The organism is Proteus sp. PR00224 (assembly GCF_016238105.1).
GTDB lineage: Bacteria > Pseudomonadota > Gammaproteobacteria > Enterobacterales > Enterobacteriaceae > Proteus.
Genome location: NZ_JAEHQU010000009.1, coordinates 148,121 through 174,971, shown reverse-complemented (window position 1 = coordinate 174,971; position 26,851 = coordinate 148,121). Strand labels below are relative to the sequence as shown.

Genomic DNA, 26,851 nt, shown 5'->3' with positions numbered 1-26,851 from the left:
ATTTGGGGTTTTTAAAAAGATCAAAAGAATAAGCAATTGATTTTATATTTAGGTTGTTAATAAGATAATTGCTAAATAATGCCTTGGCTCCAACGAGAAAATTGCTCAATCCCCATCCTATTTAATATATAACGAAACCAAACACTGTAATTTTGTGGGTTTTTTTCAGTGTCTTGATAGAGTGTATCTAAAGAAACCCAACGATAATTCATCACTTCATCTGGATTGCTATGTGGTAATTCGTTACTAAACCCAAGAAATAGATGATCAAATTCATGCTCTATCAGATCATCTGTCACTTTTTCGTTATACAGAATAGTTCCAATAGATTGCATATCACATTGCATACCTAATTCTTCATCTAAACGACGATGAATAGCATCTGAAAGTAATTCGTTTGGAAGCGGATGACTACAACATGTATTTGCCCATAAACCACCAGAGTGATATTTAGATATTGCACGTTGCTGAATAAGTAATTGTTGTTTTGAATTAAAAATAAATATTGAAAAGGCTCGATGTAAGGCGCCTACAATATGAGCTTCAAGCTTTGGCATTGTTCCTAGCTCATTATCATTTTTATCTACGAGAATAACAGCGTCTTCCACAAGAAATCACCTTAATAAAATAATATATTGTTATAGCGTGAATATAACATGACTGTATATCAAATAACGATTTATTGTGTTGTCCTTTTTATGGCATCACAGTGATGATGCCTTTATTATAGTGATAAATACGTAGGTAATCTGCTTTTTTAAAATTATCTAAAAATAACTATTTGTTTTATATAAATTAAAAATAATGAATTTAAATGATTTAGGTAATGGCTATCAGAGAGTTTACTAGATTCATATTATGATGAGAGGTAAGATGAAATACTAATTCTGCTACTGTTTGTAGCAAAATCTAAAATAAAGGAATTTAGTTATGTCATCTATATTACCTCGCTCTGTAACCTCGCCAAAAAAATTCTTTATTGGTAGCCAATTACTGTCTTCTGTCGGTAAATATGTAAAAGATTTTGGTGATAATGCATTTATTATTAGTGATGAGTTTTTTTTAGAAAAAGTAACTAAAGAAGCGACTCCTTCTCTAAAAGAAAATGGTATTGTTTCACTGGTTGAAAAATTTAATTACGAATGTACTGAGGCAGAAGTTAATCGCCTTGGTAAAATCGCGGTTGAAAATAAAGCAAACGTTATTATTGGGATTGGAGGAGGTAAGACATTAGATGTGTCTAAAGCCGTTGCTTATTATCAACACATTCCTGTTATTTTATTCCCAACTATCGCTTCAACTGATGCACCTTGTACTGCATTATCTGTTTTATACAAAGAAAATGGTGAGTTTGATAAATATTTATTCTTACCACAAAACCCAGATGTTGTTATTGCTGATACCGCTATTATTGCATCAGCCCCACAACGCTTTTTCTCAGCAGGTGTTGGCGACGCCTTAGCAACTTACTTTGAAGCACGAGCTTGCTATCAAGCAGACGGCTTAAATTTAGTCAATCAACGTCCATCACGTACAGGCCTTGGTTTAGCACAACTTTGCTTTGAAATGTTAAGTGAAAACATTGATAAAGCAATGGATGCTATTCGCCACAAAATTACCACTCCTGCATTAGAGCAAACTATTGAAGCAACAATCTACCTAAGTGGTGTTGGTGCTGAAGCCGGTGGTTTAGCAGCTGCTCACGCAGTAAATAATGGTATGTCTGCTGTTGAGTCTTTACACCGAGTTCAACATGGTGAAAAAGTGGTATTCGGTTTATTAACTCAATTAGTGTTAGAAAATGCACCACAAGAAGAAATTGATGAAGTGATCCGTATTATTAAAGCAGCAGAATTACCACTGACACTTGAAGATATGGGCATGAAAGAATTCATTGAAAGCGAATGGCGCACTGTTGCTAAAATCGCCTGTGCTGAAGGCGACACGATGGGTAATATGCCAATGAAAGTGACTGAAGAAGATGTTTATAATGCAATGATCGCAGCTAACGCATTGGCCCATCGTTATAAATAATTCTTAGTTTAGTAATGATTATCTTAAAACCCCAAATTGATTTTGGGGTTTTTCTTTACTCTAATGTTGGATTCATTTGGGTAAGATCGAACGGTGTTATCTGATAAACATAGTAGTTCAACCAATTAGCAAACAATAAATGTCCATGACTACGCCAAGAAGCGATAGGTTTTTTACTCGGATCATTATTAGGAAAATAGTTTTCGGGTAATTTAGGATCTAGCCCCGCTTTAACATCACGATGATATTCATCTGCTAGTGTATTGGGATCGTATTCTGGATGCCCAGTTGCAAAAACAACTCTTTTATCTTTTGATGCAAATAAATAAGCGCCAGCTTCTTCTGATGTTGCAAGGATCTCTAAATCAGTATTGTTTTGAATAAAGTCGATAGGAAAACCAGCATAACGAGAATGCGGAGCAAAGAAAGTCTCATCAAATCCGCGTGTTAACAGTGAAAATGGTGAGCAAGTGTTATGACTATATACGCCTGAAATTTTTTGTTCTAGCGTGTATTTAGGTAGGTCGTATAAGATATTCAATCCAGCTTGAGCAGCCCAACAAATAAAGAGTGTAGAAGTCACATGTTCTTTAGCCCACGTAATGACTTCTTTTATTTCATCCCAATAAGCCACATCTTCAAATTCAACTAGCCCTAATGGCGCACCCGTGACAATAAGCCCATCGAAATTTTGTTCTTTAATTTGGTCAAAATCACAATAGAAAGCATCGAGATGCTCTACCGGGGTATTTTTAGGAACACGAGAGTCAATACGCAATAATTGAATATCAATTTGAAGAGGGCTATTAGAAAGCAATCGCAGAAATTGATTTTCTGTTTCTATTTTTTTTGGCATTAAATTAAGGATAAGCACTTTTAATGGGCGAATATCTTGAATACTCGCTCTACTGGATGTCATAACAAAGACATTCTCTTTTTGTAAACAACGGACTGCGGGTAGCTCATCGGGTACTCTAATTGGCATTTCAATAACCTCTAAAATACATCTAGACATCTAGAAGCCTGAATTTATCTAATAACCTTTTAAATGTCGAGGTCTTCATGTGGTGTATGAAGAATATTCATATAAGAAAAAGCTATATAGCTAAAATCATCAGACATTAACATTCTTTTTTCCGTCTATTATCGATCTCTTCCAGATCCCTCGAATTATTTTGAAATTCTGATTTTTGTACAATAAAAAAACACCGATGTAATCACATTGTTAAAAATTATTTAAATAAAAATGGAATTCATTTTTGATTTTTGTGAAAACTGCATTAATCTTAATCAGGTGTGTAAAAGCTTTTAGGGGAATGCAGAATGTCACAATCGTTAACTACAGAAGAATTAAATTTTACGCAATCTTTTGGTGAACAGGAAAAGGATATATTAAATCATGATGTTAAGTGTTTTTTAACTGATTTAGTAAATCATTTCTCAGATAGATGCCATGCTTTATTAGTTGAAAGAGATAACTGGAAACACAGAGTTGATAATGGTGAACTTCCTAATTTTATTTCGGAATCAGATTCCATTATAAAATCAGAATGGAAAGTTAATCCAATACCTAAAGATCTTCAAGACCGTCGAGTGGAAATAACAGGGCCTGTTGATCGCAAAATGGTTATCAATGCACTAAATGCTAATGTGAAAGTCTTTATGGCGGATTTTGAAGACTCCTTAGCGCCTACATGGGACAAAGTAATTGATGGCCAGATCAATTTGCGTGATGCCGTCAAAGGCACTATTTCTTATACCAATGAACAAGGTAAATGTTATCAACTTAAAGCGTCACCTGCGGTATTGATTGCAAGAGTAAGAGGACTCCACCTTCCTGAGAAGCATGTGCTATGGCAAGGGAAGCCTATTGCAGGGGGATTATTTGATTTTGCTTTGTATTTTTACCATAACCACAAAGCCTTATTAGAAAAAGGGAGTGGCCCTTATTTTTACATTCCTAAATTGCAAACATGGCAAGAAGCTAAATGGTGGAGTGATATTTTTCATTTCACTGAAAAGCGCTTTGGTTTAGCAACAGGAACTATTAAAGCCACAGTATTAATTGAAACCTTACCCGCTGTTTTTCAAATGGAAGAAATTCTTTTTCATATGAAAGAGCATATCGTTGGACTCAATTGTGGTCGTTGGGATTATATTTTTAGCTATATCAAGACATTAAAAAATTATCCTGATCGTGTATTACCTGATAGACAAGGGATCACGATGACTCAACCTTTCTTAAGTGCTTATTCTCGCTTGCTTATTCAAACTTGCCATAAACGAGGTGCGTTTGCGATGGGAGGAATGTCTGCATTTATCCCAAGTAGAGATCCTGAGCAAAATGGCATTATTTTGAAAAAGGTATTTGACGATAAAGAGTTTGAAGCAACAAATGGCCATGATGGTACCTGGATTGCTCACCCTGGTCTTGCTGAAACAGTATTAGCTGCTTTTGATCCTATTTTAGGATCTCGAAAAAACCAACTTGATGTTCAACGTAATGAAAAAATTACGGCAGAAATGTTATTAGCACCTTGTACAGGTGAACGTACAGAAAAGGGCATGAGAGCGAATATCCGTGTTGCTGTGCAATATATCGAAGCGTGGATTTCCGGTAATGGTTGCGTACCTATCTATGGATTAATGGAAGATGCAGCAACAGCGGAAATATCGCGTACCTCTATTTGGCAATGGATCCGTCATCAAAAAACACTGTCTGATGGGCAAGTCGTGACTAAAGATCTCTTTCGTAAAATGCTGAAAGAAGAGCTTGAAGTGATATACCAAGAAGTCGGTGATACTCGTTTTAAAGAAGGGCGTTTTAAAGAAGCGGCTTCTTTGATGGATAAGATTACAACCCAAGATGAATTAGTCGATTTTCTGACTTTACCGGGTTACCAACTTTTAAATTAAAAAAGATACGTCAAAGCGTATTTATAAACTGCAAACATCATCACTACCGTATTTATAGGAGCTGTTTTTATGACTATTAGTAGATCAGAGCAAATCGCCCAATTAGAGAAAGAGTGGGAACAACCTCGCTGGAAAGGCATTACCCGTCCTTATAGCGCTGAAGATGTCATTAAATTAAGAGGTTCGGTTAACCCAGAACATACCTTAGCAAGACGTGGCGCTCAAAGGCTTTGGTCATCATTAAATGGAAAATCGAAAAAGGGTTATGTTAACGCATTAGGTGCTTTAACTGGTGGGCAAGCGTTGCAACAAGCAAAAGCAGGGTTAGAAGCTGTTTACCTTTCAGGATGGCAAGTGGCTGCTGATGCTAACACCGCAGCAAGCATGTATCCTGATCAGTCGCTATATCCAGTTGATTCTGTTCCTAATGTTGTTCAACGTATTAATAATACGTTTAGACGAGCTGATCAAATTCAGTGGTCAAATGGTATTGGTCCTCAACATAAAGATTATATTGATTTTTTCCTTCCTATTGTGGCTGATGCGGAAGCAGGTTTTGGTGGAGTATTAAATGCCTTTGAATTAATGAAAGCAATGATTGAAGCTGGAGCGGCAGGTGTTCACTTTGAAGATCAATTAGCAGCAGTGAAAAAATGCGGTCATATGGGAGGAAAAGTATTAGTTCCGACTCAAGAGGCTGTACAAAAGCTTGTTGCTGCACGTTTGGCCGCTGATGTGTCTGATGTGCCAACATTACTTGTTGCCAGAACAGATGCTGATGCTGCCGATCTCTTAACTTCAGATTGTGATCCTTACGATAGTCCATTCTTAACAGGAAAACGTACTCCTGAAGGTTTCTTCTGTACCCATGCGGGTATTGATCAAGCTATTAGTCGTGGACTTGCTTATTCACCTTACGCTGATCTGGTGTGGTGTGAAACATCACTCCCTGATCTGAAAATGGCAGCTAAGTTTGCAGAAGCTATTCACGATAAATATCCCGGAAAAATGCTGGCTTATAACTGCTCGCCTTCTTTTAACTGGAAAAAGAACCTTGATGATCGCACGATCGCGCATTTCCAAGATGAGCTTTCCGCGATGGGATATAAATTCCAGTTTATTACTTTAGCGGGTATTCACAGCATGTGGTTTAACATGTTCGATCTGGCACATGATTATGCCAAGGGTGAAGGTATGAAACATTACGTTGAGAAGGTGCAAGAAAAAGAGTTTGCTGCACTTAATCAAGGCTACACCTTCTCCTCGCATCAGCAAGAAGTGGGAACAGGGTATTTCGATAAAGTGACCACGATTATTCAAGGTGGTATGTCTTCAGTGACGGCACTAACGGGCTCAACAGAAGAACAACAGTTTTAGGTTTCAGCGAACCACAAGTTTTAAAAATATCATTATCTATTTTTGTGGTGATAATTCAGGAGCAGGATGCTCCTCTTTTTCGTGAGGTTGTTAATGACGCCAGAAGATTTAATTGCTCAAACAATTTTACAAGGCTTTGATGCCCAATATGGTCGCTTCCTTGAGATAACCTCGGGGGCACAATATCGTTTTGAGCAAGCGGATTGGCATGGTGTTCAAATCGCGATGAAAGAGCGCATCCGTTTATACGATAATCATGTTGGATTAGTGGTTGAACAACTTAAGTGTATTCGGCATGATATTGATAAAGAAAGTCTTTTTTTACAAAGGGTGAAAGAAAACTATACGCAATTATTGCCCAATTACCCTCGGTTTGAGATCGCAGAGAGCTTTTTTAATTCTGTTTATTGTCGTCTGTTTTACCATCGTGAATTGAATAAAAAAAACCTATTTGTTTTTTCATCCCAACCCGCTTATCGCTTTACACAAGCACCTCGACCGTTATCAAAACAGTTTGTTATTCAGAGTGATTTACCCACATTACTGCAAGACATTTTATCACGCTTACCTTTGCGACTACCGTGGCAAAATAAACAACGCGACATTCACTCTATTTGTAGTGTACTTATCGCTCAATTCTCTTCTGAACAATTGCAGAGTGCGGTATTTCATATCGCAAACGAACTCTTTTATCGTAATAAAGCAGCTTGGTTGATTGGCAAAATAGTGATTAATAATCAATATATTCCATTCTTATTGCCTATTCATAATGTTGAGCAGCAATTACTGATTGATACCTGCCTTATCTCAGCAGATGAAGCGAGTATTGTCTTTGGTTTTGCCCGTTCTTATTTTATGGTTTATGCCCCATTTCCTGCGGCATTAGTTGCATGGTTAAGAGATATATTACCAAGCAAATCTATCGCTGAGCTTTATATGTCAATAGGGTGTCAAAAACACGGTAAAACAGAATACTATCGTGAATACCTCGCCTTTATGAATTTTTCATCGGAGCAATTTATTGAAGCGCCTGGTGTGAAAGGTATGGTGATGTTGGTATTTACATTACCCACTTATGATCGTGTTTTTAAAGTGATCAAAGACAAGTTTGCACCACAAAAAACGATCACTGCGGAGCGTGTAAAAGAGTGCTATCAATTAGTTAAAGAGCACGATCGTGTCGGACGAATGGCAGATACCCAAGAGTTTGAGAATTTTATGATCGATAAGAAAAGAATTAGCCCTGAATTAATGGCTGTTTTTGAACAAGAGATCCCAAATAAGCTAGAAGATCTAGGTGATAAAATACTGATCCGTCACCTTTATATGGAACGGAGAATGATACCGCTCAATATCTATATGGAACAGTGCGATGACAATCAACTTAAAGCTGTTGTTGAAGATTACGGGCAAGCGTTGAAAGAGCTTATTGCAGCGAATATTTTTCCCGGTGATATGCTGTTTAAAAACTTTGGTGTAACTCGGCATCATCGTGTGATTTTCTATGACTATGATGAAATTAGTTATATGACAGATATGAATTTTCGGGCGATCCCTCCTGCTCGCTACCCTGAAGATGAATTAGCGAGCGAGCCTTGGTATAGCGTTGCACTCAATGATGTATTTCCTGAAGAATTTCGCTATTTTCTATGTAGTGATAAGCGAGTTTGTCACTATTTTGAAGCTCAACATCGTGAGCTTTTATCACCAGAATATTGGCAACAGCAACAGCAAAAAATTAAAGAAGGGTATATCGAAGATGTTTATGCCTATTCCCAAACTAAGCGATTTACTTAATAAATTGCCCTAGGAAAAGATAAAAATAAAGATAGGTACAAGGGGATACCTATCTTTATTGGATAAAACCTATTTTTGTACAGAGATAATTAACGCTGAGTACCCGCAACAGCTTCTTTAGCTAATTCAGTAATGCGTTGGAAATCACCTGCTTTCACTGCATCATTAGGCACTAACCAAGAACCACCAATACAAAGTACACTCTCAAGTGCAAGGTAGTTACGGTAGTTTTCTGGTGAAATACCGCCAGTTGGGCAGAAGCGGATTGTTGAGAATGGCCCTGCAATTGCTTTTAATGCCTTAACACCACCATTAGCTTCCGCTGGGAAAAATTTAAATTCATTTAAACCGTAGCTCATTCCCAGCATTAATTCGGAAACTGTTGAAATCCCTGGAATTAAAGGAATAGTTCCCGCAACAGCCGCTTTGAGTAATGCTTCTGTTAATCCTGGGCTAATAGCAAATTGAGCACCCGCTTCAGTAACTTGCGCTAATTGTTGAGGATTAATTACCGTCCCCGCGCCTACAATAGCTTCAGGAACTTCTTTTGCAATACGGCGGATAGCTTCAATTGCACATTCTGTACGTAATGTCACTTCTAAGACTTTTACACCACCAGCGACTAAAGCTTTTGCAATAGGGACTGCATCATCAATATGGTTGATAACAATAACCGGAACAACAGGCCCTGATTTTAGTACAGACTCTGCACTTGTATTCCAATGATCCATGATTGTATTTCCTAATCAGAAAGTGGTGAGCAAATAAATTTAATTTGCTCCTCGTTAAGCCTCAAAACTTGTCTACATTAAAAATCAATGCAACAAGCACCTTGTTCAGCACCTGATAAATGACGGCGTAAATTAATGAATAACTCACGACCACAGCCTGTATTGTTGGCACTTAAATCAGGGATTTCATCTTGGCGAGCATTTAATGTTTGCTCATCGACAAGCAACGTTAACTCACCTGTTTTACCATTAACACGAATGATATCACCATCACGTACTTTGGATAATAAACCACCATTTACAGCTTCTGGTGTAACATGAATTGCGGCGGGAACTTTACCTGATGCGCCTGAAAGTCGACCATCTGTAACTAATGCGACTTTGTAGCCTTTATCCATTAACACCCCTAACGGCGGCATTAATTTATGTAATTCAGGCATCCCATTGGCTTGTGGCCCTTGATAACGCACAACGACCACACAATCTTTATTTAACTCACCAGCTTCAAATTTAGCGGCAATATCATGTTGGCTATTAAAAATAACAGCAGGCGCTTCGATAATTTTATTCTCATCAGGTACCGCAGAGGTTTTCATTACAGCTCTACCTAAGTTACCTTGCATTACTTGTGTACCACCGTGTGATGAGAATGGTGTATTGATATCAGCAATCACATCTTTATCTAAAGAGCTTATCGCACCTTCACGCCAATCAAGTTTGCCGTCATTTAACCAAGGCTCTAAGGTATAGCGTTCAATACCAAATCCAGCAACAGTGTTTACATCACGATGAATTAAGCCTTTTTTCAGTAATTCACGAATGATGAGAGCAACCCCTCCAGCCGCTTGGAATTGGTTAATATCAGCAGGACCATTAGGATAAATGCGAGCAATAAGTGGCACAACTTGCGAAAGTTCAGAGAAATCATCCCAATTAATAATAATACCTGCTGCACGAGCCATTGCGACTAAGTGCATAGTGAGATTAGTGGAACCGCCTGTTGTTAACAGGGCAATAATACCATTTACAATCACTTTCTCATCAACTAATTGACCTATAGGGAGATAGTTACCAGTGTTTTCTGTGAGACGCACAATTTGGCTAGCGGCTGCGTCAGTCAATGCATCACGCAATGGCGTATTAGGATGCACAAAAGAAGCGCCAGGTAAATGTAACCCCATTATTTCCATCACCATTTGGTTGGAATTTGCTGTGCCATAAAAGGTACAAGTCCCAATACTATGATAAGAAGCAGCTTCCGCTTCTAACAAGGCATTACGATCTACTTTACCTTCAGCATAAAGCTGGCGAATACGGACTTTTTCTTTATTGGGTAAGCCGCTAGTCATAGGACCCGCAGGAACAAAAATAGCAGGAAGATGACCAAAAGAGAGTGCAGCCATCGCTAATCCGGGAACGATTTTATCGCAGATCCCTAAATACAGCGCACCATCAAACATATTATGGGATAAACCCACTGCCGCTGACATTGCAATCACATCACGACTAAGGAGTGATAACTCCATGCCATCTTGACCCTGAGTGACACCATCGCACATTGCAGGAACACCGCCTGCCACTTGTCCCACGGCACCAACAGCATGTAATGCTTTTTTAATTTTTTGAGGATAATCTTCATACGGCTGATGAGCTGACAACATATCATTGTAAGCAGTGATAATGGCAATATCATTATGAACCATATTTTTCAGGCGATTTTTATCATCGGTCTGACAAGCCGCGAAACCATGAGCCAAATTACCACAAGCAAGTTGAGCACGATGTACTGTTTGGCTTTTTGCGGCTTCAATTTTTTTCAGATAAGCACGACGAGTCGATTGTGAACGAGCGACAATACGCTCTGTAACCTGTTTTACTGTTTCATTTAGAGGTGCAAAATCGTTCTGAAAATGGTCATGATCTTTAGGGTTCATAATGATGCTTCCTTTATTCACACAAGGGTGATGAGCTTTACTATTGGCTATAAAAAGAGAATATAAGTATTAGCTATAGTATTTGTTACCGGTAACATTGTTACGGGTAACAAGCAGAGTTGCAATACTCTTAATGCACCTTAAACAACATCTGTGATCAGCATCAATTTTTTAAGGGGAGAAATAACAGTTTTTTAATATTTAACGGAAATAAAGTGTAAAAGCGGTCATTTTAAAAATGCTGAATCGGTTTAATTGCGGAGATACCTTCCTCATTACTTTGCAATGAGGAAGGTGAAAGAGGGCGAATTAACTTTTTACGCCACCATATTCACGGCTAATTTGTTTTGCTGCTTTTATCACCATCGCACCCAATTCAGTGATACGAGAATCCGTCATTCTAGACACAGGACCTGAAAGCGAAATTGCGGCAAAAGGCTGGTGGTGTTCATCATAAATACAGGCACCAATACAGCGTAAGCCTAAAGCATGCTCTTCATCATCGAAAGAGAAGCCTTGTTTGCGGGCTTGTTCTAAATTTTCTTTTAAGGATGAAGGAAGTGTTCGTGTATGAGGGGTATAAGCCATTAGACCTTTTTTCTGGAGCAAAGGCAGTAATTTATTTTCTGGTAAAGTGGAAAGAAACGCTTTACCTGCACCCGATGCGTGCATGGGTAATTTACCGCCAATAGGTGCAGACATTCGCATTAACGCATTACATTGCACTTGATCGACAATCACCGCATCAAATTCAATTTGGTCAAGAATTGCCAAATTTACCGTTTCACCTGAGTCTTCCATTAATTGACGTAAGATGGGGTGAACCATAACAAGTAAGTTACGGGTTTGCAGAAAACTACTGCCGACAATAAAGGCGTGTGTACCTACAACCCATAAGCCTAAATCTCCAACTTGGCGAACAAAACCATGCTGTTGAAGTGTAGTGAGTAGGCGGTGTGTTGTGGAATTGGGTAACCCAGCTTGAAAGGCTAAATCAGTTAGGGCGATACCACCTGGAGATTCGGAAATATATTCCAATAATGTCAGTCCACGACTTAATGACTGAACAGGGCCTCCTTGTGCGGTGCTTTGAGTGGCAGTTGTTTTCGTCTTACGCACTTTTTTATTTGTAGGGGAAACTGTCATGCATACACTCCAGAAATGCTATCCATATTAATATCTATTATGAACTATCTCGTGTAATAAAACTCCTCCGATCACCGCATTTTTCAAAACAAAATGTGTGATAAGAAATATTACTGTAATGGGATTTATCGCTAAGTGAAAATCTCTCATCTTCGTCTTAGAAATCTTTATAAAAAGATATGGTAGGATAAAAAAACAACGAAATAACAATAAAGAAAACAAGAACAAAAACATTCTCTATTAAGAGGGAACAACGTGGCAAACATAAAGCAACAACTGACGGAAGCATTAGCAAAACGTATCTTAGTACTTGATGGTGCAATGGGTACAATGATCCAACAATATCAACTGACAGAAGCCGATTATCGAGGTGAGCGTTTTGCTGATTGGCGTTGTGATGTCAAAGGGAATAATGATCTTTTAGTTTTAACTCAACCGCAAATTATTGCCGATATTCATAATGCTTATTTTCAAGCAGGCGCTGATATTGTTGAAACCAACACCTTTAACTCGACATCTATCGCGATGGCGGATTATCAGATGGAGTCGCTTTGTTTCGAACTTAATGAAGAAGCGGCAAAATTAGCTAAAGCCTGTGCAGATAAATGGAGTGCCTTAACACCAGATAAACCTCGCTATGTCGCGGGTGTTTTGGGGCCAACCAATAGAACTGCCTCAATATCCCCAGATGTTAACGATCCAGCTTTTCGTAACGTTTCATTTAATAAGCTGGTGGAAGCTTATCGAGAAGCAACGCGCGGATTAATTACAGGCGGTGTTGATCTAATTATGGTCGAAACTATTTTCGACACACTAAATGCGAAAGCGGCTATTTTCGCCATTAAATGTGAATTTGAATCACTCAATATTGAGTTACCTGTGATGATCTCCGGCACTATTACGGATGCATCAGGAAGAACATTAACAGGTCAAACAACAGAAGCGTTCTATCACTCTTTACGCCATGCGGATGCGCTTTCATTTGGCTTAAATTGTGCTTTAGGCCCTAAAGAATTACGCCAATATATTCAAACACTTTCACAAATTTCTGAAACCTATGTCAGTGCTCACCCTAATGCTGGTTTGCCTAACGCCTTTGGAGGCTATGATTTAGATGCCCAAGAGATGGCTGAGCAAATTAAAGAGTGGGCACAAGCTGGTTTTCTCAATATTGTAGGAGGTTGTTGTGGAACCACTCCTGCGCATATTCTCGCCATTTCACAAGCGGTAGAAGGTATTGCACCAAGAGTATTACCTTCCTTGAAAAAAGCATGTCGTCTTTCAGGTCTTGAACCATTAGTCATTGATGAAAATTCACTGTTTGTGAATGTGGGCGAAAGAACCAACGTTACAGGTTCTGCTAAATTTAAGCGCTTGATAAAAGAAGGTAATTACCAAGAAGCGTTAGATGTTGCACGTCATCAAGTTGAAAACGGTGCTCAAATCATTGATATCAACATGGATGAAGGCATGCTAGATGCCGTCGAAGCAATGACACGTTTTCTTAATCTCATTGCGGGTGAGCCTGATATTGCCAAAGTGCCTGTGATGATTGACTCCTCCAAATGGGAAGTGATCGAAGAAGGTCTAAAGTGTATTCAAGGCAAAGGTATTGTTAACTCAATTTCGATGAAAGAGGGTGAAATTCCTTTTCTTGAGCATGCTAGATTGGTGCGTAAATATGGTGCTGCTGTTGTCGTTATGGCGTTTGATGAAGTAGGGCAAGCGGATACCCGAGAACGCAAAATTGAAATTTGTCGTCGAGCTTATCAGTTATTGACCGAGCAAGCGGGTTTTCCTCCTGAAGATATTATTTTTGATCCTAATATATTTGCCGTCGCAACAGGTATCGCAGAACATAATAATTATGCCGTTGATTTTATTGAAGTCTGTGCGGATATTAAATCTCAACTGCCTTATGCCTTAATTTCTGGTGGGGTATCTAACGTTTCATTCTCATTTAGAGGTAACGATCCTGTTCGTGAAGCTATTCACTCTGTTTTTCTCTATTACGCAGTAAAAAATGGTATGGATATGGGGATTGTCAATGCGGGACAACTCGCCATTTATGACTCACTACCTGATGAACTGCGTAACGCAGTTGAAGATGTCATTTTAAATCGTCATGAAGAGAGCACAGATAATTTATTAGCATTGGCAGAGCGTTATCGTGGCACTAAAAGTGATGAGCAAAATCATCAGCTTGCCGAATGGAGACAGTGGAATGTTGAGAAACGTTTAGAATACGCCTTAATTAAAGGGATCACCGAGTTTATTGTTGAAGATACAGAAGCTTGTCGCCAACAAGCACCAAGCCCTATTGAAGTGATTGAAGGGCCATTGATGAATGGTATGAATACTGTCGGTGATTTATTCGGTGAAGGCAAAATGTTTTTGCCTCAAGTTGTGAAATCAGCAAGAGTGATGAAACAAGCCGTTGCTTATCTTGAGCCTTATATCCAAGCGACAAAACAGGCAGGAACTTCCGCAGGTAAAATTTTACTCGCCACAGTGAAAGGTGATGTTCACGATATTGGTAAAAATATTGTCGGTGTGGTTTTGCAGTGCAATAACTATGAAATTATCGACTTAGGTGTAATGGTGCCTTGCGATAAAATTTTGCAAACAGCGATTGATGAAAAAGTCGATATTATTGGTCTTTCAGGGCTGATCACACCTTCACTTGATGAGATGGTGAATGTTGCTAAAGAGATGGAAAGACGCGGTTTTTCTTTACCATTAATGATTGGTGGAGCAACAACGTCCAAAGCGCATACTGCAGTAAAAATAGAACCTAATTATAGTCATCCTACTGTTTATGTTCAAAATGCATCGAGAACCGTAGGTGTTGTTGCTGCACTATTATCTGAAACACAAAGAGCCGATTTTGTTGCTAGAACGCGTCGTGAATATGAAGTTGTACGCCAGCAATACGCCAGAAAAAAACCTCGTACTCCTCCTGTTTCTTTAGAGGTTGCGCGAAAAAATGCACTACAAATTGATTGGCAAAATTACACACCACCAAAGCCCAATCAATTAGGAGTGCAAGAGATCACGGCAAGTATTGAAACCTTGCGTGAATATATCGATTGGACGCCTTTCTTTATGACGTGGTCTTTAGCGGGGAAATATCCGCGTATTTTAGAAGATGATGTGGTTGGTGAAGAAGCAAAGCGTGTATTTGCCGATGCAAATGCGATGCTGGACAAATTAAGTCGTGAAAAATTATTAACACCTAAAGGGATTATGGGGCTATTCCCTGCCAATCGTCTGGGTGATGATATTGTGATTTATCAAGATGAAAGTCGCCAACAAGTACTTTTGAAAAGCTGTCATTTACGTCAACAAACGGAGAAAAAGGATTTTCCTAATTACTGCTTAGCCGATTTTATTGCTCCTGTTGAAAGTGGTATTGCTGACTATTTTGGTGCTTTTGCCGTTACGGGCGGATTAGAAGAAGATACTCTCGCAAATACCTATGATAATGCCCATGATGATTATAATAAAATTATGGTGAAAGCGTTATCAGACCGCCTAGCAGAAGCTTTTGCTGAATATCTTCACCAATTGGTCAGAACAAAGATTTGGGGGTATCGTGCGGATGAAAATCTCTCCAATGACGAACTTATTCGAGAAAAATATCAAGGAACTCGACCAGCTCCGGGGTATCCTGCCTGCCCAGAGCACACAGAAAAAGCAAAAATTTGGCAATTACTTGATGTTGAAAATCGCATTGGAATGAAACTGACAGATGCTTATGCCATGTGGCCTGGTGCTTCAGTATCGGGCTGGTATTTTAGCCATCCTGACAGTAAATATTTCGCTGTTGCTCAAATTCAAAAAGATCAGGTTGAAGATTACGCAAAACGTCGAGAAATGAGTGTGAGTGAAGTTGAACGTTGGTTAGCGCCTAATTTAGGGTATGAGTCTTAGTTTATTTTTGTTTTCAGATCTCAATAATGTAATAAATAGTGAGGGGATAGCAATATCTCCTTGTTATTTCCTCTAGCCGTTCTCATTAAAGATGTTTAAGCTATAAGCCTGTATCAGAAAAAAGGACATTACAATGAGCTATACTTTGTACCTTCAGAAAACACCACCTGCTGGCGCTGAGGTGCCGTTTCCTTCTTTAGCAAAAGGAAATTATCCATTAAGTGAAGTTTTAATTAATGCTTTTTTAAATCTGATGCAACTAACAGGAAACTTAGATACTGATGCTGTTTTAGATGAAAAAGCATTTGATAAAATTTGGCTAAAAGCAGAAATGACGCCTGCACGAATCGAAGAAGTCGGGGACTATATTTATCATAAAACTCCGACTTCCCCAGAGCCTGTTGAAGAAGAAATAGCATTATTTAAGCAGGCAATGAAAGAAGAAGAAGCGTTGCTTGCTCAAGAGAGTAAAAAAGAAGGGAATATCCCTATTCATAAATTCGCTACTAATGATGGTTGGATTGTCACACCGAAAGAGTGTGAGATTATTGCTTCTACACTTACTGCTAACTTGTTGGAAGATAACCGGCTTTTTGTTGAAAAAATTGCAAAGATGTCTCATATTGCGCATCGTTCTTTAGAAATTGCCTTAATTGATTTTGGTAAGTTTAATCAATTTGCGAAAAAATATGGCGGTTATCGGGTGTATTAAAAATAAAGAGCTTCTTAGTAAGAAGCTCTTTAAAATAAAATTATTGAGTATAATGGCTGGTCTTATTAATTAATGCTAGGTGCTTATCTATTCTTAACGATGTAGTCGGTGTTTGTTTGAAATTTGGCGATAGGTATTCTTGAATAATTTCTATAAAACTTTCCTTTATATTCTTAAGGTTTTCAGAATATTTTACTATTTCGGTATTTTCATTAAGACTAATTAATTTTTCAATGTTATTTTCATTAAGACTAATTAATTTTTCAATGTTATTTTTATTAATGTAATTTAAAATATTATCTTTTTTTTCTTGATATGTTTTTTTTATTTCTTCATTAATAATGTTATCTGAACTAATTAATCTTTCAAAATTTAAAGATATCTGTTCTATTGTTTCTTTAATTAAATATTCATTATTTTTAGTATTTTGTATGAAATTAGTCAATTCAGTATCTGATTGTATTTTCTTATTCAAAGAATTCACATGATATATTGATTTTTCGTTTTTCTGTTTAGCGCTTTGTAACATTGTGTTATTCGTGTTTTGGGTTGATGTTATACTTCCATTTAAGTCATTATTTACTTCTTTTATATAAGGAATGAAATTTGTTTGGGTGATCCTTAAGTGATTAAAACTACCTATTTTTTTCATTGAGATATCCATATTTTTTAATAAAGTGAGGTTGTAGTTTAAAAAAATATAAATGGAGTATCTTTAATAGATAAAGCATTTTTAATAAAGAGTATGAAATATAAAAGAGAAATAATTTCTTATCTCTCTTTTATATATTGATAATTCGTTATTAATTAAAACAATGTATCATGTAATTTACGCACAATATTATCCGCATCTTTGCCATCAACTAATAAACATAAATTGTGAGTACTTGCACCATGGCTTATCATACGAATATTATAATTTTCTAATGTGCCGAAAATTTTAATACCTAAACCATTCACCTGTGAAAGTGAATTACCAATCACAGCAACTAATGCTAGATCTTCTTCTACTTCAACACGGCATAATGCGGATAATTCAGTTAAGAGTGCATTGGTTAATAAACTCCCCGATGCGTTGGTAGTGCCAGTTGTATCAAGTGTTAACGCAATGCTCACTTCTGATGTGGTTATCACATCAACAGAGATATGATGGCGCGATAAAATAGTAAATATCTCTGCTAAAAAACCTCGTGCATGAAGCATTTTCAGGCTGTGTAATGTGAGTAAAGTTTGTTTTCTACGTAGTGCAATTGCGCGGAATACAGGTGGATTTTCTGTTTGAGCACAAACTAATGTACCGCCTTCTTCGGGGGCTTTGCTAGACCCCACAAACACGGGAATACCACTACGTACAGCTGGTAATAATGTGGCAGGGTGTAAAATTTTAGCGCCAAAGGTGGCCATTTCAGCCGCTTCATTAAAGGCAATTTGATCGATACGATGTGCCTCTGGCACTATTCTTGGGTCAGTACTATAAATACCCGGTACATCCGTCCAAATATCCACACGAGACATTTTGAGTGCTTCACCAATCAGTGCCGCCGTATAGTCGCTACCACCACGTCCTAAAGTTGTGGTTCTGCCTTTAGGCTCTTGACCAATAAAACCTTGCGTTACAATCACGGTTTCTTCTAGACGAGGTTGTATAAGGCTTTGTGTGAGCTCGGTGAGCTGTGCCATATCAGGTTCAGCGTGACAAAATAGATCATTGGTTTTCATCACTTTTCTGACATCAAACCAATCTGCCTGTATGCCTTTTTCACGTAATAATTCAACAAATAGCAAGGTTGACATTAATTCACCGTGACTGACTAATTCGTCTGTCAATGCATCAGATGTGGCAAGTGAAGCCGCTTCAGAGAGCATCTCAATATTCTCAAGTAGACGATTTATTTCTTGAGAAATAATTTCTGGCTGAGAAAGCTGGTTGATAATTGCGTACTCAATATCACGAACTTGTGAGAGCAAAGCTTCCCGTTGTGAAGGCTCTGTACCTGCTGCAAGCTCAATTAACAAATTAGTAATGCCGGCAGATGCCGAAAGAACCACGACACGAACTGACTTTTGTTTCAGGATAATATCTGCGCATTTTTCCATTGCTGAAAAGTTAGCAACACTGGTGCCACCAAATTTGGCGATAGTGTATGGCGATGATGCAGATGAAGGCGTAGCAGTATTATCAGTCATTGTCGTATTCCTTTAGGCAAAAATGAGATGTTGGACACACTTAGGAATATCGGTTATTAAGTAGAGAGTCAATGCAGAGTGAAGAATAATCAATTTAATTAATAATCAGCTCCACATTATCGGTTTTACCTATGTAAGTAATTAGTACTAGATTTATTGAATGGTTTTGACCAATATCATCAAATGAGAAAGAATTGACTGTAACTATTAAATGTCAGGCTACAATCTGAGAATATTGGATTGTAATCTTAAGAGAGTATTGTGAATGAAAAATGTAAACCCAACCCAAACCCTAGCCTGGAAGGCATTAGAAAACCATTTCTCGGTGATCAAAAATACCGAGATGAAAACACTGTTTGCTCAGGAACCATCACGCTTTGAGCAATTTTCAAAAACGTTTTCAGACCAAATTCTAGTGGATTTTTCAAAAAACCGTATTACGAAAGAAACATTAGAAAAATTGCAGGCTTTGGCTAAGGAATGTGACGTTAAAGGTGCGATAAATAGCATGTTTACGGGTGAAAAAATCAACCGTACTGAAGATCGTGCTGTATTGCATACTGCATTACGTAATCGTAGCAATACTCCCGTCATCGTTGATGGCAAAGATGTTATGCCTGAAGTTAATGCTGTACTGAATAAAATGAAAACATTCAGTGAGCGCATTATTAGTGGTGAATGGAAAGGTTATACAGGCAAGGCAATTACTGATGTTGTGAATATTGGTATAGGTGGTTCTGATCTTGGCCCTTATATGGTGACAGAAGCATTACGTCCATATAAAAACCATCTTACTATGCATTTTGTTTCTAATGTTGATGGTACGCATATCGCAGAAACACTGAAAAAATGTGATCCTGAAACGACGCTATTCCTTATTGCATCAAAAACCTTTACTACACAAGAAACCATGACAAATGCGCATTCAGCAAGAGATTGGTTCTTAGCCTCTGCTAAAGAGAGAGTATTTGTCGCTAAACACTTTGTGGCGTTATCCACAAACAGCACCGAAGTAGCTAAATTTGGTATTGATACTGCCAATATGTTTGAGTTTTGGGATTGGGTTGGTGGTCGTTATTCATTATGGTCAGCAATTGGTTTATCTATCGCATTATCTGTTGGTTATGACAATTTTGAGCAATTGCTGGAAGGTGCTCATGCAATGGATAATCACTTTAGAACAACAGATGCTGAAAATAACATCCCAATGATCCTCGCTCTGATTGGCATTTGGTATAACAATTTTTTTGGCACAGAAACTGAAGCGATTCTGCCATACGATCAATACATGCATCGCTTTGCGGCTTACTTCCAACAAGGCAATATGGAATCGAATGGTAAGTATATTGATCGTGATGGAAACAAAGTGAGTTATCAAACGGGCCCTATCATTTGGGGTGAACCGGGTACAAACGGACAACATGCGTTTTACCAACTGATCCACCAAGGTACAAAAATTATCCCTTGTGATTTTATTGCGCCTGCAATTAGCCATAACCCACTATCCGATCATCACGCAAAATTGATGTCTAACTTTTTTGCTCAAACCGAAGCTCTCGCTTTTGGTAAAACGCGTGAGCAAGTTGATGCTGAATTTGCCGCAGCAGGAAAAGATCCTAAGACTATGGGATATGTTGCCCCTTTCAAAGTGTTCGAAGGTAACCGCCCAACTAACTCTATTCTGTTAAAAGAAATTACGCCTTATTCATTAGGTGCATTGATTGCAATGTATGAACATAAAATCTTTGTACAAGGTGTTATTTTCAATATCTTCACCTTTGACCAATGGGGTGTTGAATTAGGCAAACAACTGGCTAATCGTATTCTTCCTGAATTAAAAGGTAAGGAAAGTGTTAACAGCCATGATAGCTCAACAAATAATCTGATTAATCGTTATAAAGCATGGCGTTAATCGAATAAACTGAATATAAGTAGTTGGTTAGATAGAAAGGAGGTTTTTATGACCTCCTTTGTTTTTTGATTGTTTAGTGCTCCATCTGATTTTCTTTTAACGCTTTTTTAGATTATTTATGCGAAATGTTATCAGCTTTTAACTTCCCTTAGTCACATCATGATATCCTTACGCATCATGACTCATACTAGTTAGGATCATCAAAGCGTGATGATGAATAAATGTTCAAAAAATCAATAATTACCCCTGCACCTATCCATTGGCTACCCAGTGAGGAACATGCAAGTATTCAAGAAAGTACATTAAGTTGGTTAATGGAATTAGGCTCCATGACAAGGCGATTTGAACAATATTGCCAAAAAGTCACCGTAATGCCTTATCAAGAAGGGTTTATTGACATTATTGAGCCCGCTGACGAAAGAGCGTGTTTACCCAAAAGTCAGCGTTATTGGTTAAGAGAAGTGGTATTGTGTGGTGACGATATTCCTTGGTTATTAGGGCGGACGTTAGTACCAGAAGAGACATTGACAGGCGAAGACAGAAAACTGGTCAATCTAAGAACCGTTCCACTTGGGCGTTATCTGTTTCAGGAAACAACATTAAGCCGTGATTTTATTCATATCGGGCAACAAAATGGGTATTGGCTACGCCGTTCTCGTTTCCAGCTTTCAGATAAACCTTTATTATTAACCGAGATGTTTCTACCTGCATCACCAGTGTATGAGAAGTAATTAGGGGGAGCTAAAATTGGAGGGAAGTATGACGCAAAGTAAATGGCAAGCATATAGCCGTTTAATGCGTATAGATAAACCTATCGGAGCGCTATTATTACTTTGGCCAACTTATTGGGCTTTATGGATTGCCGCTAAAGGTTTTCCTGATTGGCATATTCTGATTGTCTTTACTATTGGCGTGTTCTCTATGCGTGCCGCTGGGTGTGTAATAAACGACTTTGCTGACCGGAAAATTGATGGCAGTGTTGAACGAACTAAAAATCGACCATTACCTAGTGGAGCTGTGACAGAAAAAGAGAGCAAAATTCTATTTATCGTTTTGGTACTCTTGTCCTTTGCATTAGTTTTAACACTTAATACTATGACTATTTGGCTCTCTGTGGCAGGGCTTGCACTGGCGTGGTTTTATCCTTTCGTTAAACGGTTTAGTAATTTACCCCAGCTTATTTTAGGTATGGCTTTTGGCTGGTCAATCCCTATGGGATTTGCTGCTGTTTCTGAAAGTTTGCCATTAGTGTGTTGGTTATTATTCCTTGTCAATATTATCTGGTCTGTGGTTTACGATACACAATATGCCATGGTTGATCGTAATGATGATATAAAAATTGGGGTTAAATCTACCGCCATTTTATTCGGTCGTTATGACAAAATTATTATCGGTATTTTACAACTGGTGATGTTGGCATTATTAGTGGGTATCGGTATTTTGCTGAATCTGAAAGGTATCTACTACTGGTCGCTATTGTTAGTAACAGCGCTGTTTATTTATCAGCAGAAACTTATTGCAGAGCGTGAAAGAGCGCCGTGTTTCCAAGCTTTTATGAATAATAACTATGTTGGTTTTGTTTTATTTGCGGGCATTTTATTTAGTTATTTTTAACGGATCATAAGTGCTAAATGGTTCTCTACAATCGAGTAGAAACAAAAAGGGATAAGCAATGCGCTTATCCCTTTTCTATTTCGGTTATGGCTCTATTTACTGATTATTCATCAGCTTTAGGCTCACTTTTTTCGTCAATAGTTTGTACTGAATTGTTATCTTCAGTGATCCCCACGCTTTCAATGGTTAAGCGAATTTCTGGTGACATTAATTTTGCAATCACTTGGTAAAGGGCAGATGCATCTGCTTTGAGAATATCTTCATTATCATTGAGATACCCTTCTTCACGTAGCGTTGAAACTAAAGTAGAGAATACCGCTTTATCAAAGAACTCAGGTGCGTTGATACCATGCAAGACTGAAAGACGTTGTGCCAAGATACGGCTCTCTTTCTCCAATAATGCACGACTAATTTCGGGTGCAAAATTGAGTAAGGAGAGTGTAATACCATAGCGTTGTAATGTTTCTCTGACGCTGGCGGCTAAAAGCTGTAATGGACGAATACGCGCTGGGTTGATACGTAGTAAGCTATCACTATCAGAACAAATCAGGCGTTGACGGCACAATTCTGCAATCAAAGTATTAATGACTTCAGGGAGTTCTTCTTTCTCATAACGAATAAATAGTTCCGCTTTAATAAGAGGGAAGATTAGCTCAACTTGTTTCATTAAATCATCACGATGGATTTTTTCATGATGTAAGATGATGCTGGCAATTAATGACGGAGTGACCATTAAGTGGATTGTGTTATTACGGTAATAAGTCATTAATACCGCGCTTTCACGAGGAAGTACCACAATATCACCCAGACTGTCTTTTTCGACTTGGAATTTATCTGATTGTAGAGCGTGTTCTAATAAGGTTTCAGCATTTTTATCAGACACAATCATATCTGTCGAATAAGGCACATTGCGTAATAATTGCAGATAACAATCGACTTGCTCTAACAGTTGCTCTCTTGTGAGTGCGCGCTGACGTGATGCCAGCAAGGCTGTTGAAACAAGGTTGATCGCATTAATCGATGCTGCATTATTGATATGAACCATAATGTTATCAGCTAGTGCGCTTACTGCTGGGTTCAACCAACTTGGACGCTGTGGCTCAATGGGATCAATATCATCACGCCATTGTGGTACAGCCTGATTTAAGTATTGTACAACAGAAATCGGCTCACCAAAGTTCACATAGCCTTGACCAAGGTTACGTAATTTACGTAATCCTCTGACCATCTGCATAAAACCTTCTTTCTCTTTTGTTGCTCCACGTAACTCTTTGGCATAGGTTGCCACTTCCATTACGTGCTCATACCCAATGTAAATTGGAACAACAGAGATAGGGCGTGTTTCACCGCGTAACATGGCTTGTACCGTCATTGAAAGTGTCCCTGTTTTAGGATCTAACAATCGACCTGTGCGAGAGCGTCCACCTTCAACAAAATATTCAATGGAGTAGCCTCGTGTAAATAGCTCACCTAAATATTCGCGGAAAATGGTGGAGTAAAGCTTGTTACCTTTAAAGGTTCTTCGGATAAAGAATGCCCCTAAACGGCGGAAAATCGGACCTGCTGGCCAGAAGTTGAGGTTAATACCTGCCGCAATATGTGGGGGTACTAAACCTTGGTGATAAAGCACATAAGAAAGCAGCAAGTAGTCCATGTGGCTACGGTGACAAGGAACATAAACGATTTCATGCCCATCTTGCGCGAGTTTACGCACGCGTTCGGCATTATAAACGTTAATACCTTGGTAGAGCTTATTCCATGTCCAACTTAATACACGATCACTAATACGCACCGCTTCATATGAGAAATTAGCTGCAATTTCTTCCATGATATCAGTGGCATTTTTACGTGCTTTATCAAGTGAGATTTTCTTCGCTTTTGATTCATCTTCAATTGCTTTTTCAATGGCTTTCGATGAAAGCAATTTATTGAAGAGATCTTGGCGTGCTGGCAATTTAGGGCCAACTGCCGCTAAACGCTGACGTGAAAAATGGATACGCGCAACGCGAGCGAGTTTTCGAGCTATACTGGTGTCAGTGCCGTGTTCGTTCGCCATTTCACGCATTGATACAGTGGGTGAAAAACGAACAAAACTATCACGACCTAACCAGAGGATAGCGATAAATTTTTGGATACCGTTAAGCACACGTAAATGTGGAACACCATTATGGCCTTCACGACCTGGAGAGCGTCCAAACATCACAGAAACTGGCAACATCTCAATATCAAGATGTGGGTTATTACGATGTGCATCAAGATAAGCGTGGAATGTCTTCACGGAATCTTTTCGAGGATCGGGCGAGTAGTAACGGAATACTCTTGGGCCGTCATCAATAAAGACGTATGCAGGAAGTTTTGTTCCGCCTATTTCAATAGGTTGCAGTGGATCTGGCAATCCTAATGATAGACATTGCTGTCTTAAAGTCAGTAAGTCCGCCTTGGAATGATAAGGCAGAACATAAAGAAAAGATCGCGACGTATCTAATCCTAATTCAGTGATAGGGTTAGTCGGAACTCGTTTGCTTTTTACCAGTAATTTTAGTGGTAAATTCAATGTGTTATAATATAGTTTACGCCAAGCTGACATAAATAGTTGTAGCCTCTTATTAGCAATACTTCGAAAGCATAACAGAAAGTCTTTCGTAGATCTGTGGTGCTGTGACAATATTAATAGAGAAAAGTGGCAAAATAATCGTTTGTTTTCGATAGAGTTTATTATGGCTAATCAAAATAAAGGTCTTACCCGAATCATTAAAGCTGGTGGCTATTCATACAAAGGCATTCGTGCCGCTTGGATTAATGAAGCCGCTTTTAGACAAGAAGCTATTGTGACCTTGGTTGCAATTATCCTTTCATTTTTCATCGATGTCAGTGGTCTAGAGCGCATTTTACTCATTGGTTCCGTTGTGTTGGTTGTGATCTTGGAACTGGTAAATAGTGCAATAGAAGCCGTTGTCGATCGAATTGGATCTGAATACCACGAATTATCTGGACGTGCAAAAGATATGGGTTCTGCCGCCGTTCTGATTGCTATTATATTGGGATTATTTACTTGGGTAACCATTCTTTGGGGGCATTTCTTCGCATAAAGTTAAAAAATTCGATTTTTGTCGAAAAATAATCCAAAGATGCGTGTTTTATATTCATTTGAGGTTTCAAATCGTCATATACCTGTATATACTCACAGTCTGACTGTATAAACAAACAGGGGGCGGAATGAAAGCATTAACTGCAAGGCAGCAGCAGGTTTACGATTTGGTTCGTGATCACATTTCGCAAACGGGTATGCCACCAACACGGGCTGAAATAGCTTCCCAACTTGGGTTTCGCTCACCAAATGCGGCAGAAGAGCACTTAAAAGCTCTTGCTCGTAAAGGTGTGATAGAAATTGTCTCTGGTGCATCCAGAGGTATCCGTTTGCTAATGGAAGAAGAGCCAGAAGGATTGCCATTAATTGGGCGAGTCGCAGCTGGTGAACCACTTTTAGCGCAAGAGCATATTGAAAGCCATTATCAAGTTGACCCAATGCTATTTAAACCAAGTGCAGATTTTTTATTGCGCGTTAATGGTATGTCAATGAAAGATATCGGTATTATGGATGGCGATTTACTTGCCGTGCATAAAACGCAAGATGTTCACAACGGGCAAGTTATTGTGGCTCGTATTGAAGATGAAGTGACAGTAAAGCGCCTTAAGAAAAGCGGTAATAAAATTGAACTTCATGCAGAAAACCCAGAATTTTCACCTATTATCGTCGATTTACGCGAACAAAACTTTACTGTGGAAGGTTTAGCAGTTGGGGTTATTCGTAACGGTGAATGGCTGTAATTTGTACCAAAGTAAGTCAACACAACTTATTTTATAAAGATGCAGATGATGTGTAAAAGCACAAAATCATCTGCATTTTTTATTTTTTAATTTGTATAAAAAAACACCACTGCACTACAAATGTAATTACAATATGATGAGTTTTAATTATGGAGGTGTTTATGACAACAATACAAGTTAGAGTAGACGATGAGCTAAAAAAAGAAGCTTATCAAGTATTTGAAAAAATGAACCTGTCTCCTTCAGATGCTATAAGATTGTTTCTACGTTATGTTTCTGAAAATGAAAAGTTACCTTTCTCTGAAGTTTCTATCGTTGTTGGTGAACAAGATGAAGATGAGGATATTTTAGCTGTTGTACGTGAGCGTTTGAAGAAACCATGTAAACGTATAAGAGTAAATATTGATGATCTTTAATATTGAGTTTGATAAGCGTGCATTAAAAGAATGGTAGAAACTCGATCAAAGCATTAAAGAACAATTTAAAAAGAAATTAAAAAAATTACAGGAAAACCCTTATATAGAGTGAGTCTGCTCGCTTAAAAGGTGATCTCTCGGGTTGCTATAAGATTAAATTACGAGCATCTGGTTTTCGATTGGTTTACCAACTCATTGATTCAGAAGTCGTTATTTTAGTTATTGCTATTGGTAAGTGTGAAGAAAGTAAAGCGTATTCATTAGCTGAAATGAGAATTCAAAAGTAGAACACGTATTAGCCAGCATTTAGCTGG

General features: G+C 38.3%; 20 protein-coding genes and 1 pseudogene. 13 read left to right on the top strand and 8 right to left on the bottom strand.

Going from position 1 to position 26,851, the window contains the following annotated elements; all coding sequences use genetic code 11:
* Nucleotides 1–71 precede the first annotated feature (71 nt).
* The gene (idi, locus tag JEP71_RS15120) at nt 72–608 is read right to left on the bottom strand and encodes an isopentenyl-diphosphate Delta-isomerase (RefSeq protein ID WP_198620624.1); all 537 of its coding nucleotides are present in this window, start codon (nt 606–608) and stop codon (nt 72–74) included.
* A gap of 322 nt (nt 609–930) precedes the next feature.
* Between idi and JEP71_RS15115 the strand changes: the two genes are divergently transcribed.
* Nucleotides 931–2,034, top strand: a complete 1,104-nt coding sequence (locus JEP71_RS15115) for a glycerol dehydrogenase (protein ID WP_198626507.1) — start codon at nt 931–933, stop codon at nt 2,032–2,034.
* A gap of 55 nt (nt 2,035–2,089) precedes the next feature.
* Here JEP71_RS15115 and metA read toward each other — a convergent pair whose 3' ends face one another.
* Nucleotides 2,090–3,019: a homoserine O-acetyltransferase MetA gene (gene metA / locus JEP71_RS15110; RefSeq protein ID WP_198626512.1), complete on the bottom strand. Its 930-nt coding sequence runs from the start codon at nt 3,017–3,019 to the stop codon at nt 2,090–2,092.
* Nucleotides 3,020–3,357: 338 nt separating this feature from the next.
* Between metA and aceB the strand changes: the two genes are divergently transcribed.
* The 3 genes from aceB to aceK all read left to right on the top strand — a co-directional run bounded on the left by aceB (nt 3,358) and on the right by aceK (nt 8,124).
* Nucleotides 3,358–4,950: a malate synthase A gene (gene aceB / locus JEP71_RS15105; protein WP_198626506.1), complete on the top strand. Its 1,593-nt coding sequence runs from the start codon at nt 3,358–3,360 to the stop codon at nt 4,948–4,950.
* A gap of 69 nt (nt 4,951–5,019) precedes the next feature.
* The gene (aceA, locus tag JEP71_RS15100; RefSeq protein WP_198626505.1) at nt 5,020–6,327 is read left to right on the top strand and encodes an isocitrate lyase; all 1,308 of its coding nucleotides are present in this window, start codon (nt 5,020–5,022) and stop codon (nt 6,325–6,327) included.
* An 87-nt stretch (nt 6,328–6,414) separates the two neighbouring features.
* Nucleotides 6,415–8,124 (top strand): bifunctional isocitrate dehydrogenase kinase/phosphatase, encoded by a 1,710-nt coding sequence (gene aceK / locus JEP71_RS15095; protein WP_409281908.1) that lies wholly within the window; start codon nt 6,415–6,417, stop codon nt 8,122–8,124.
* An 89-nt stretch (nt 8,125–8,213) separates the two neighbouring features.
* Here the strand turns inward: aceK and JEP71_RS15090 are convergent, their stop codons facing one another.
* The 3 genes from JEP71_RS15090 to iclR all read right to left on the bottom strand — a co-directional run bounded on the left by JEP71_RS15090 (nt 8,214) and on the right by iclR (nt 11,935).
* The gene (locus JEP71_RS15090) at nt 8,214–8,855 is read right to left on the bottom strand and encodes a bifunctional 4-hydroxy-2-oxoglutarate aldolase/2-dehydro-3-deoxy-phosphogluconate aldolase (protein ID WP_198620621.1); all 642 of its coding nucleotides are present in this window, start codon (nt 8,853–8,855) and stop codon (nt 8,214–8,216) included.
* Between the two features lie 77 nt (nt 8,856–8,932).
* The gene (gene edd, locus JEP71_RS15085) at nt 8,933–10,789 is read right to left on the bottom strand and encodes a phosphogluconate dehydratase (RefSeq protein WP_198626504.1); all 1,857 of its coding nucleotides are present in this window, start codon (nt 10,787–10,789) and stop codon (nt 8,933–8,935) included.
* Between the two features lie 309 nt (nt 10,790–11,098).
* On the bottom strand, nt 11,099–11,935 hold the full coding sequence (gene iclR / locus JEP71_RS15080) for a glyoxylate bypass operon transcriptional repressor IclR (protein WP_075673076.1): 837 nt from the start codon (nt 11,933–11,935) through the stop codon (nt 11,099–11,101).
* 255 nt (nt 11,936–12,190) lie between these two features.
* Between iclR and metH the strand changes: the two genes are divergently transcribed.
* Both metH and JEP71_RS15070 read left to right on the top strand, forming a co-directional pair.
* Nucleotides 12,191–15,868 carry a methionine synthase gene (gene metH, locus JEP71_RS15075; RefSeq protein WP_198626503.1) on the top strand — a complete coding sequence of 1,226 codons (3,678 nt, stop codon included), beginning with the start codon at nt 12,191–12,193 and terminating at the stop codon, nt 15,866–15,868.
* Between the two features lie 133 nt (nt 15,869–16,001).
* Nucleotides 16,002–16,580 carry a hypothetical protein gene (locus JEP71_RS15070; protein WP_232797642.1) on the top strand — a complete coding sequence of 193 codons (579 nt, stop codon included), beginning with the start codon at nt 16,002–16,004 and terminating at the stop codon, nt 16,578–16,580.
* A 40-nt stretch (nt 16,581–16,620) separates the two neighbouring features.
* Here the strand turns inward: JEP71_RS15070 and JEP71_RS15065 are convergent, their stop codons facing one another.
* Both JEP71_RS15065 and lysC read right to left on the bottom strand, forming a co-directional pair.
* Nucleotides 16,621–17,232, bottom strand: coding sequence for a hypothetical protein (locus JEP71_RS15065; RefSeq protein WP_198626502.1), 612 nt, complete (start codon nt 17,230–17,232; stop codon nt 16,621–16,623).
* 155 nt (nt 17,233–17,387) lie between these two features.
* Nucleotides 17,388–18,767 (bottom strand): lysine-sensitive aspartokinase 3, encoded by a 1,380-nt coding sequence (gene lysC / locus JEP71_RS15060; RefSeq protein WP_198626501.1) that lies wholly within the window; start codon nt 18,765–18,767, stop codon nt 17,388–17,390.
* Nucleotides 18,768–19,032: 265 nt separating this feature from the next.
* Between lysC and pgi the strand changes: the two genes are divergently transcribed.
* The 3 genes from pgi (at nt 19,033) to ubiA (ending at nt 22,293) form a co-directional block, all read left to right on the top strand.
* Nucleotides 19,033–20,679: a glucose-6-phosphate isomerase gene (gene pgi, locus JEP71_RS15055; protein WP_198626500.1), complete on the top strand. Its 1,647-nt coding sequence runs from the start codon at nt 19,033–19,035 to the stop codon at nt 20,677–20,679.
* A gap of 221 nt (nt 20,680–20,900) precedes the next feature.
* Nucleotides 20,901–21,410 (top strand): chorismate lyase, encoded by a 510-nt coding sequence (ubiC, locus tag JEP71_RS15050; protein WP_023583078.1) that lies wholly within the window; start codon nt 20,901–20,903, stop codon nt 21,408–21,410.
* 28 nt (nt 21,411–21,438) lie between these two features.
* A complete protein-coding gene (ubiA, locus tag JEP71_RS15045) occupies nt 21,439–22,293 on the top strand; it encodes a 4-hydroxybenzoate octaprenyltransferase (protein ID WP_100159029.1) in 855 nt (284 codons plus the stop codon).
* A 103-nt stretch (nt 22,294–22,396) separates the two neighbouring features.
* On the opposite strand, the gene plsB is transcribed toward ubiA, so the two are convergent.
* Nucleotides 22,397–24,880, bottom strand: coding sequence for a glycerol-3-phosphate 1-O-acyltransferase PlsB (gene plsB, locus JEP71_RS15040; RefSeq protein ID WP_198626499.1), 2,484 nt, complete (start codon nt 24,878–24,880; stop codon nt 22,397–22,399).
* 130 nt (nt 24,881–25,010) lie between these two features.
* On the opposite strand from plsB, the gene JEP71_RS15035 reads away from it, so the two are divergent.
* The 4 genes and pseudogenes from JEP71_RS15035 to JEP71_RS17585 all read left to right on the top strand — a co-directional run bounded on the left by JEP71_RS15035 (nt 25,011) and on the right by JEP71_RS17585 (nt 26,824).
* Nucleotides 25,011–25,382 (top strand): diacylglycerol kinase, encoded by a 372-nt coding sequence (locus JEP71_RS15035; RefSeq protein ID WP_006536373.1) that lies wholly within the window; start codon nt 25,011–25,013, stop codon nt 25,380–25,382.
* 127 nt (nt 25,383–25,509) lie between these two features.
* Nucleotides 25,510–26,121 carry a transcriptional repressor LexA gene (lexA, locus tag JEP71_RS15030; RefSeq protein WP_109373157.1) on the top strand — a complete coding sequence of 204 codons (612 nt, stop codon included), beginning with the start codon at nt 25,510–25,512 and terminating at the stop codon, nt 26,119–26,121.
* Between the two features lie 161 nt (nt 26,122–26,282).
* On the top strand, nt 26,283–26,537 hold the full coding sequence (locus tag JEP71_RS15025; protein ID WP_198626498.1) for a type II toxin-antitoxin system RelB/DinJ family antitoxin: 255 nt from the start codon (nt 26,283–26,285) through the stop codon (nt 26,535–26,537).
* Nucleotides 26,527–26,824, top strand: a pseudogene (locus JEP71_RS17585) (type II toxin-antitoxin system RelE family toxin). The gene JEP71_RS15025 and the pseudogene JEP71_RS17585 overlap by 11 nt, the downstream one beginning before the upstream one ends.
* The last annotated feature ends 27 nt before the right edge of the window (nt 26,825–26,851 follow it).

What these genes read in the sequence shown, in the direction of transcription:
- JEP71_RS15070 (WP_232797642.1), top strand. Translation starts at nt 16,002, where the DNA reads ATGAGCTATACTTTGTACCTTCAGAAAACACCACCTGCTGGCGCTGAG.
- edd (WP_198626504.1), bottom strand. Translation starts at nt 10,789, where the DNA reads ATGAACCCTAAAGATCATGACCATTTTCAGAACGATTTTGCACCTCTA.
- plsB (WP_198626499.1), bottom strand. Translation starts at nt 24,880, where the DNA reads ATGTCAGCTTGGCGTAAACTATATTATAACACATTGAATTTACCACTA.
- JEP71_RS15025 (WP_198626498.1), top strand. Translation starts at nt 26,283, where the DNA reads ATGACAACAATACAAGTTAGAGTAGACGATGAGCTAAAAAAAGAAGCT.
- lysC (WP_198626501.1), bottom strand. Translation starts at nt 18,767, where the DNA reads ATGACTGATAATACTGCTACGCCTTCATCTGCATCATCGCCATACACT.
- metA (WP_198626512.1), bottom strand. Translation starts at nt 3,019, where the DNA reads ATGCCAATTAGAGTACCCGATGAGCTACCCGCAGTCCGTTGTTTACAA.
- JEP71_RS15115 (WP_198626507.1), top strand. Translation starts at nt 931, where the DNA reads ATGTCATCTATATTACCTCGCTCTGTAACCTCGCCAAAAAAATTCTTT.
- JEP71_RS15035 (WP_006536373.1), top strand. Translation starts at nt 25,011, where the DNA reads ATGGCTAATCAAAATAAAGGTCTTACCCGAATCATTAAAGCTGGTGGC.
- aceA (WP_198626505.1), top strand. Translation starts at nt 5,020, where the DNA reads ATGACTATTAGTAGATCAGAGCAAATCGCCCAATTAGAGAAAGAGTGG.
- ubiA (WP_100159029.1), top strand. Translation starts at nt 21,439, where the DNA reads ATGACGCAAAGTAAATGGCAAGCATATAGCCGTTTAATGCGTATAGAT.
- JEP71_RS15090 (WP_198620621.1), bottom strand. Translation starts at nt 8,855, where the DNA reads ATGGATCATTGGAATACAAGTGCAGAGTCTGTACTAAAATCAGGGCCT.
- pgi (WP_198626500.1), top strand. Translation starts at nt 19,033, where the DNA reads ATGAAAAATGTAAACCCAACCCAAACCCTAGCCTGGAAGGCATTAGAA.
- lexA (WP_109373157.1), top strand. Translation starts at nt 25,510, where the DNA reads ATGAAAGCATTAACTGCAAGGCAGCAGCAGGTTTACGATTTGGTTCGT.
- ubiC (WP_023583078.1), top strand. Translation starts at nt 20,901, where the DNA reads ATGTTCAAAAAATCAATAATTACCCCTGCACCTATCCATTGGCTACCC.
- aceB (WP_198626506.1), top strand. Translation starts at nt 3,358, where the DNA reads ATGTCACAATCGTTAACTACAGAAGAATTAAATTTTACGCAATCTTTT.
- iclR (WP_075673076.1), bottom strand. Translation starts at nt 11,935, where the DNA reads ATGACAGTTTCCCCTACAAATAAAAAAGTGCGTAAGACGAAAACAACT.
- JEP71_RS15065 (WP_198626502.1), bottom strand. Translation starts at nt 17,232, where the DNA reads ATGAAAAAAATAGGTAGTTTTAATCACTTAAGGATCACCCAAACAAAT.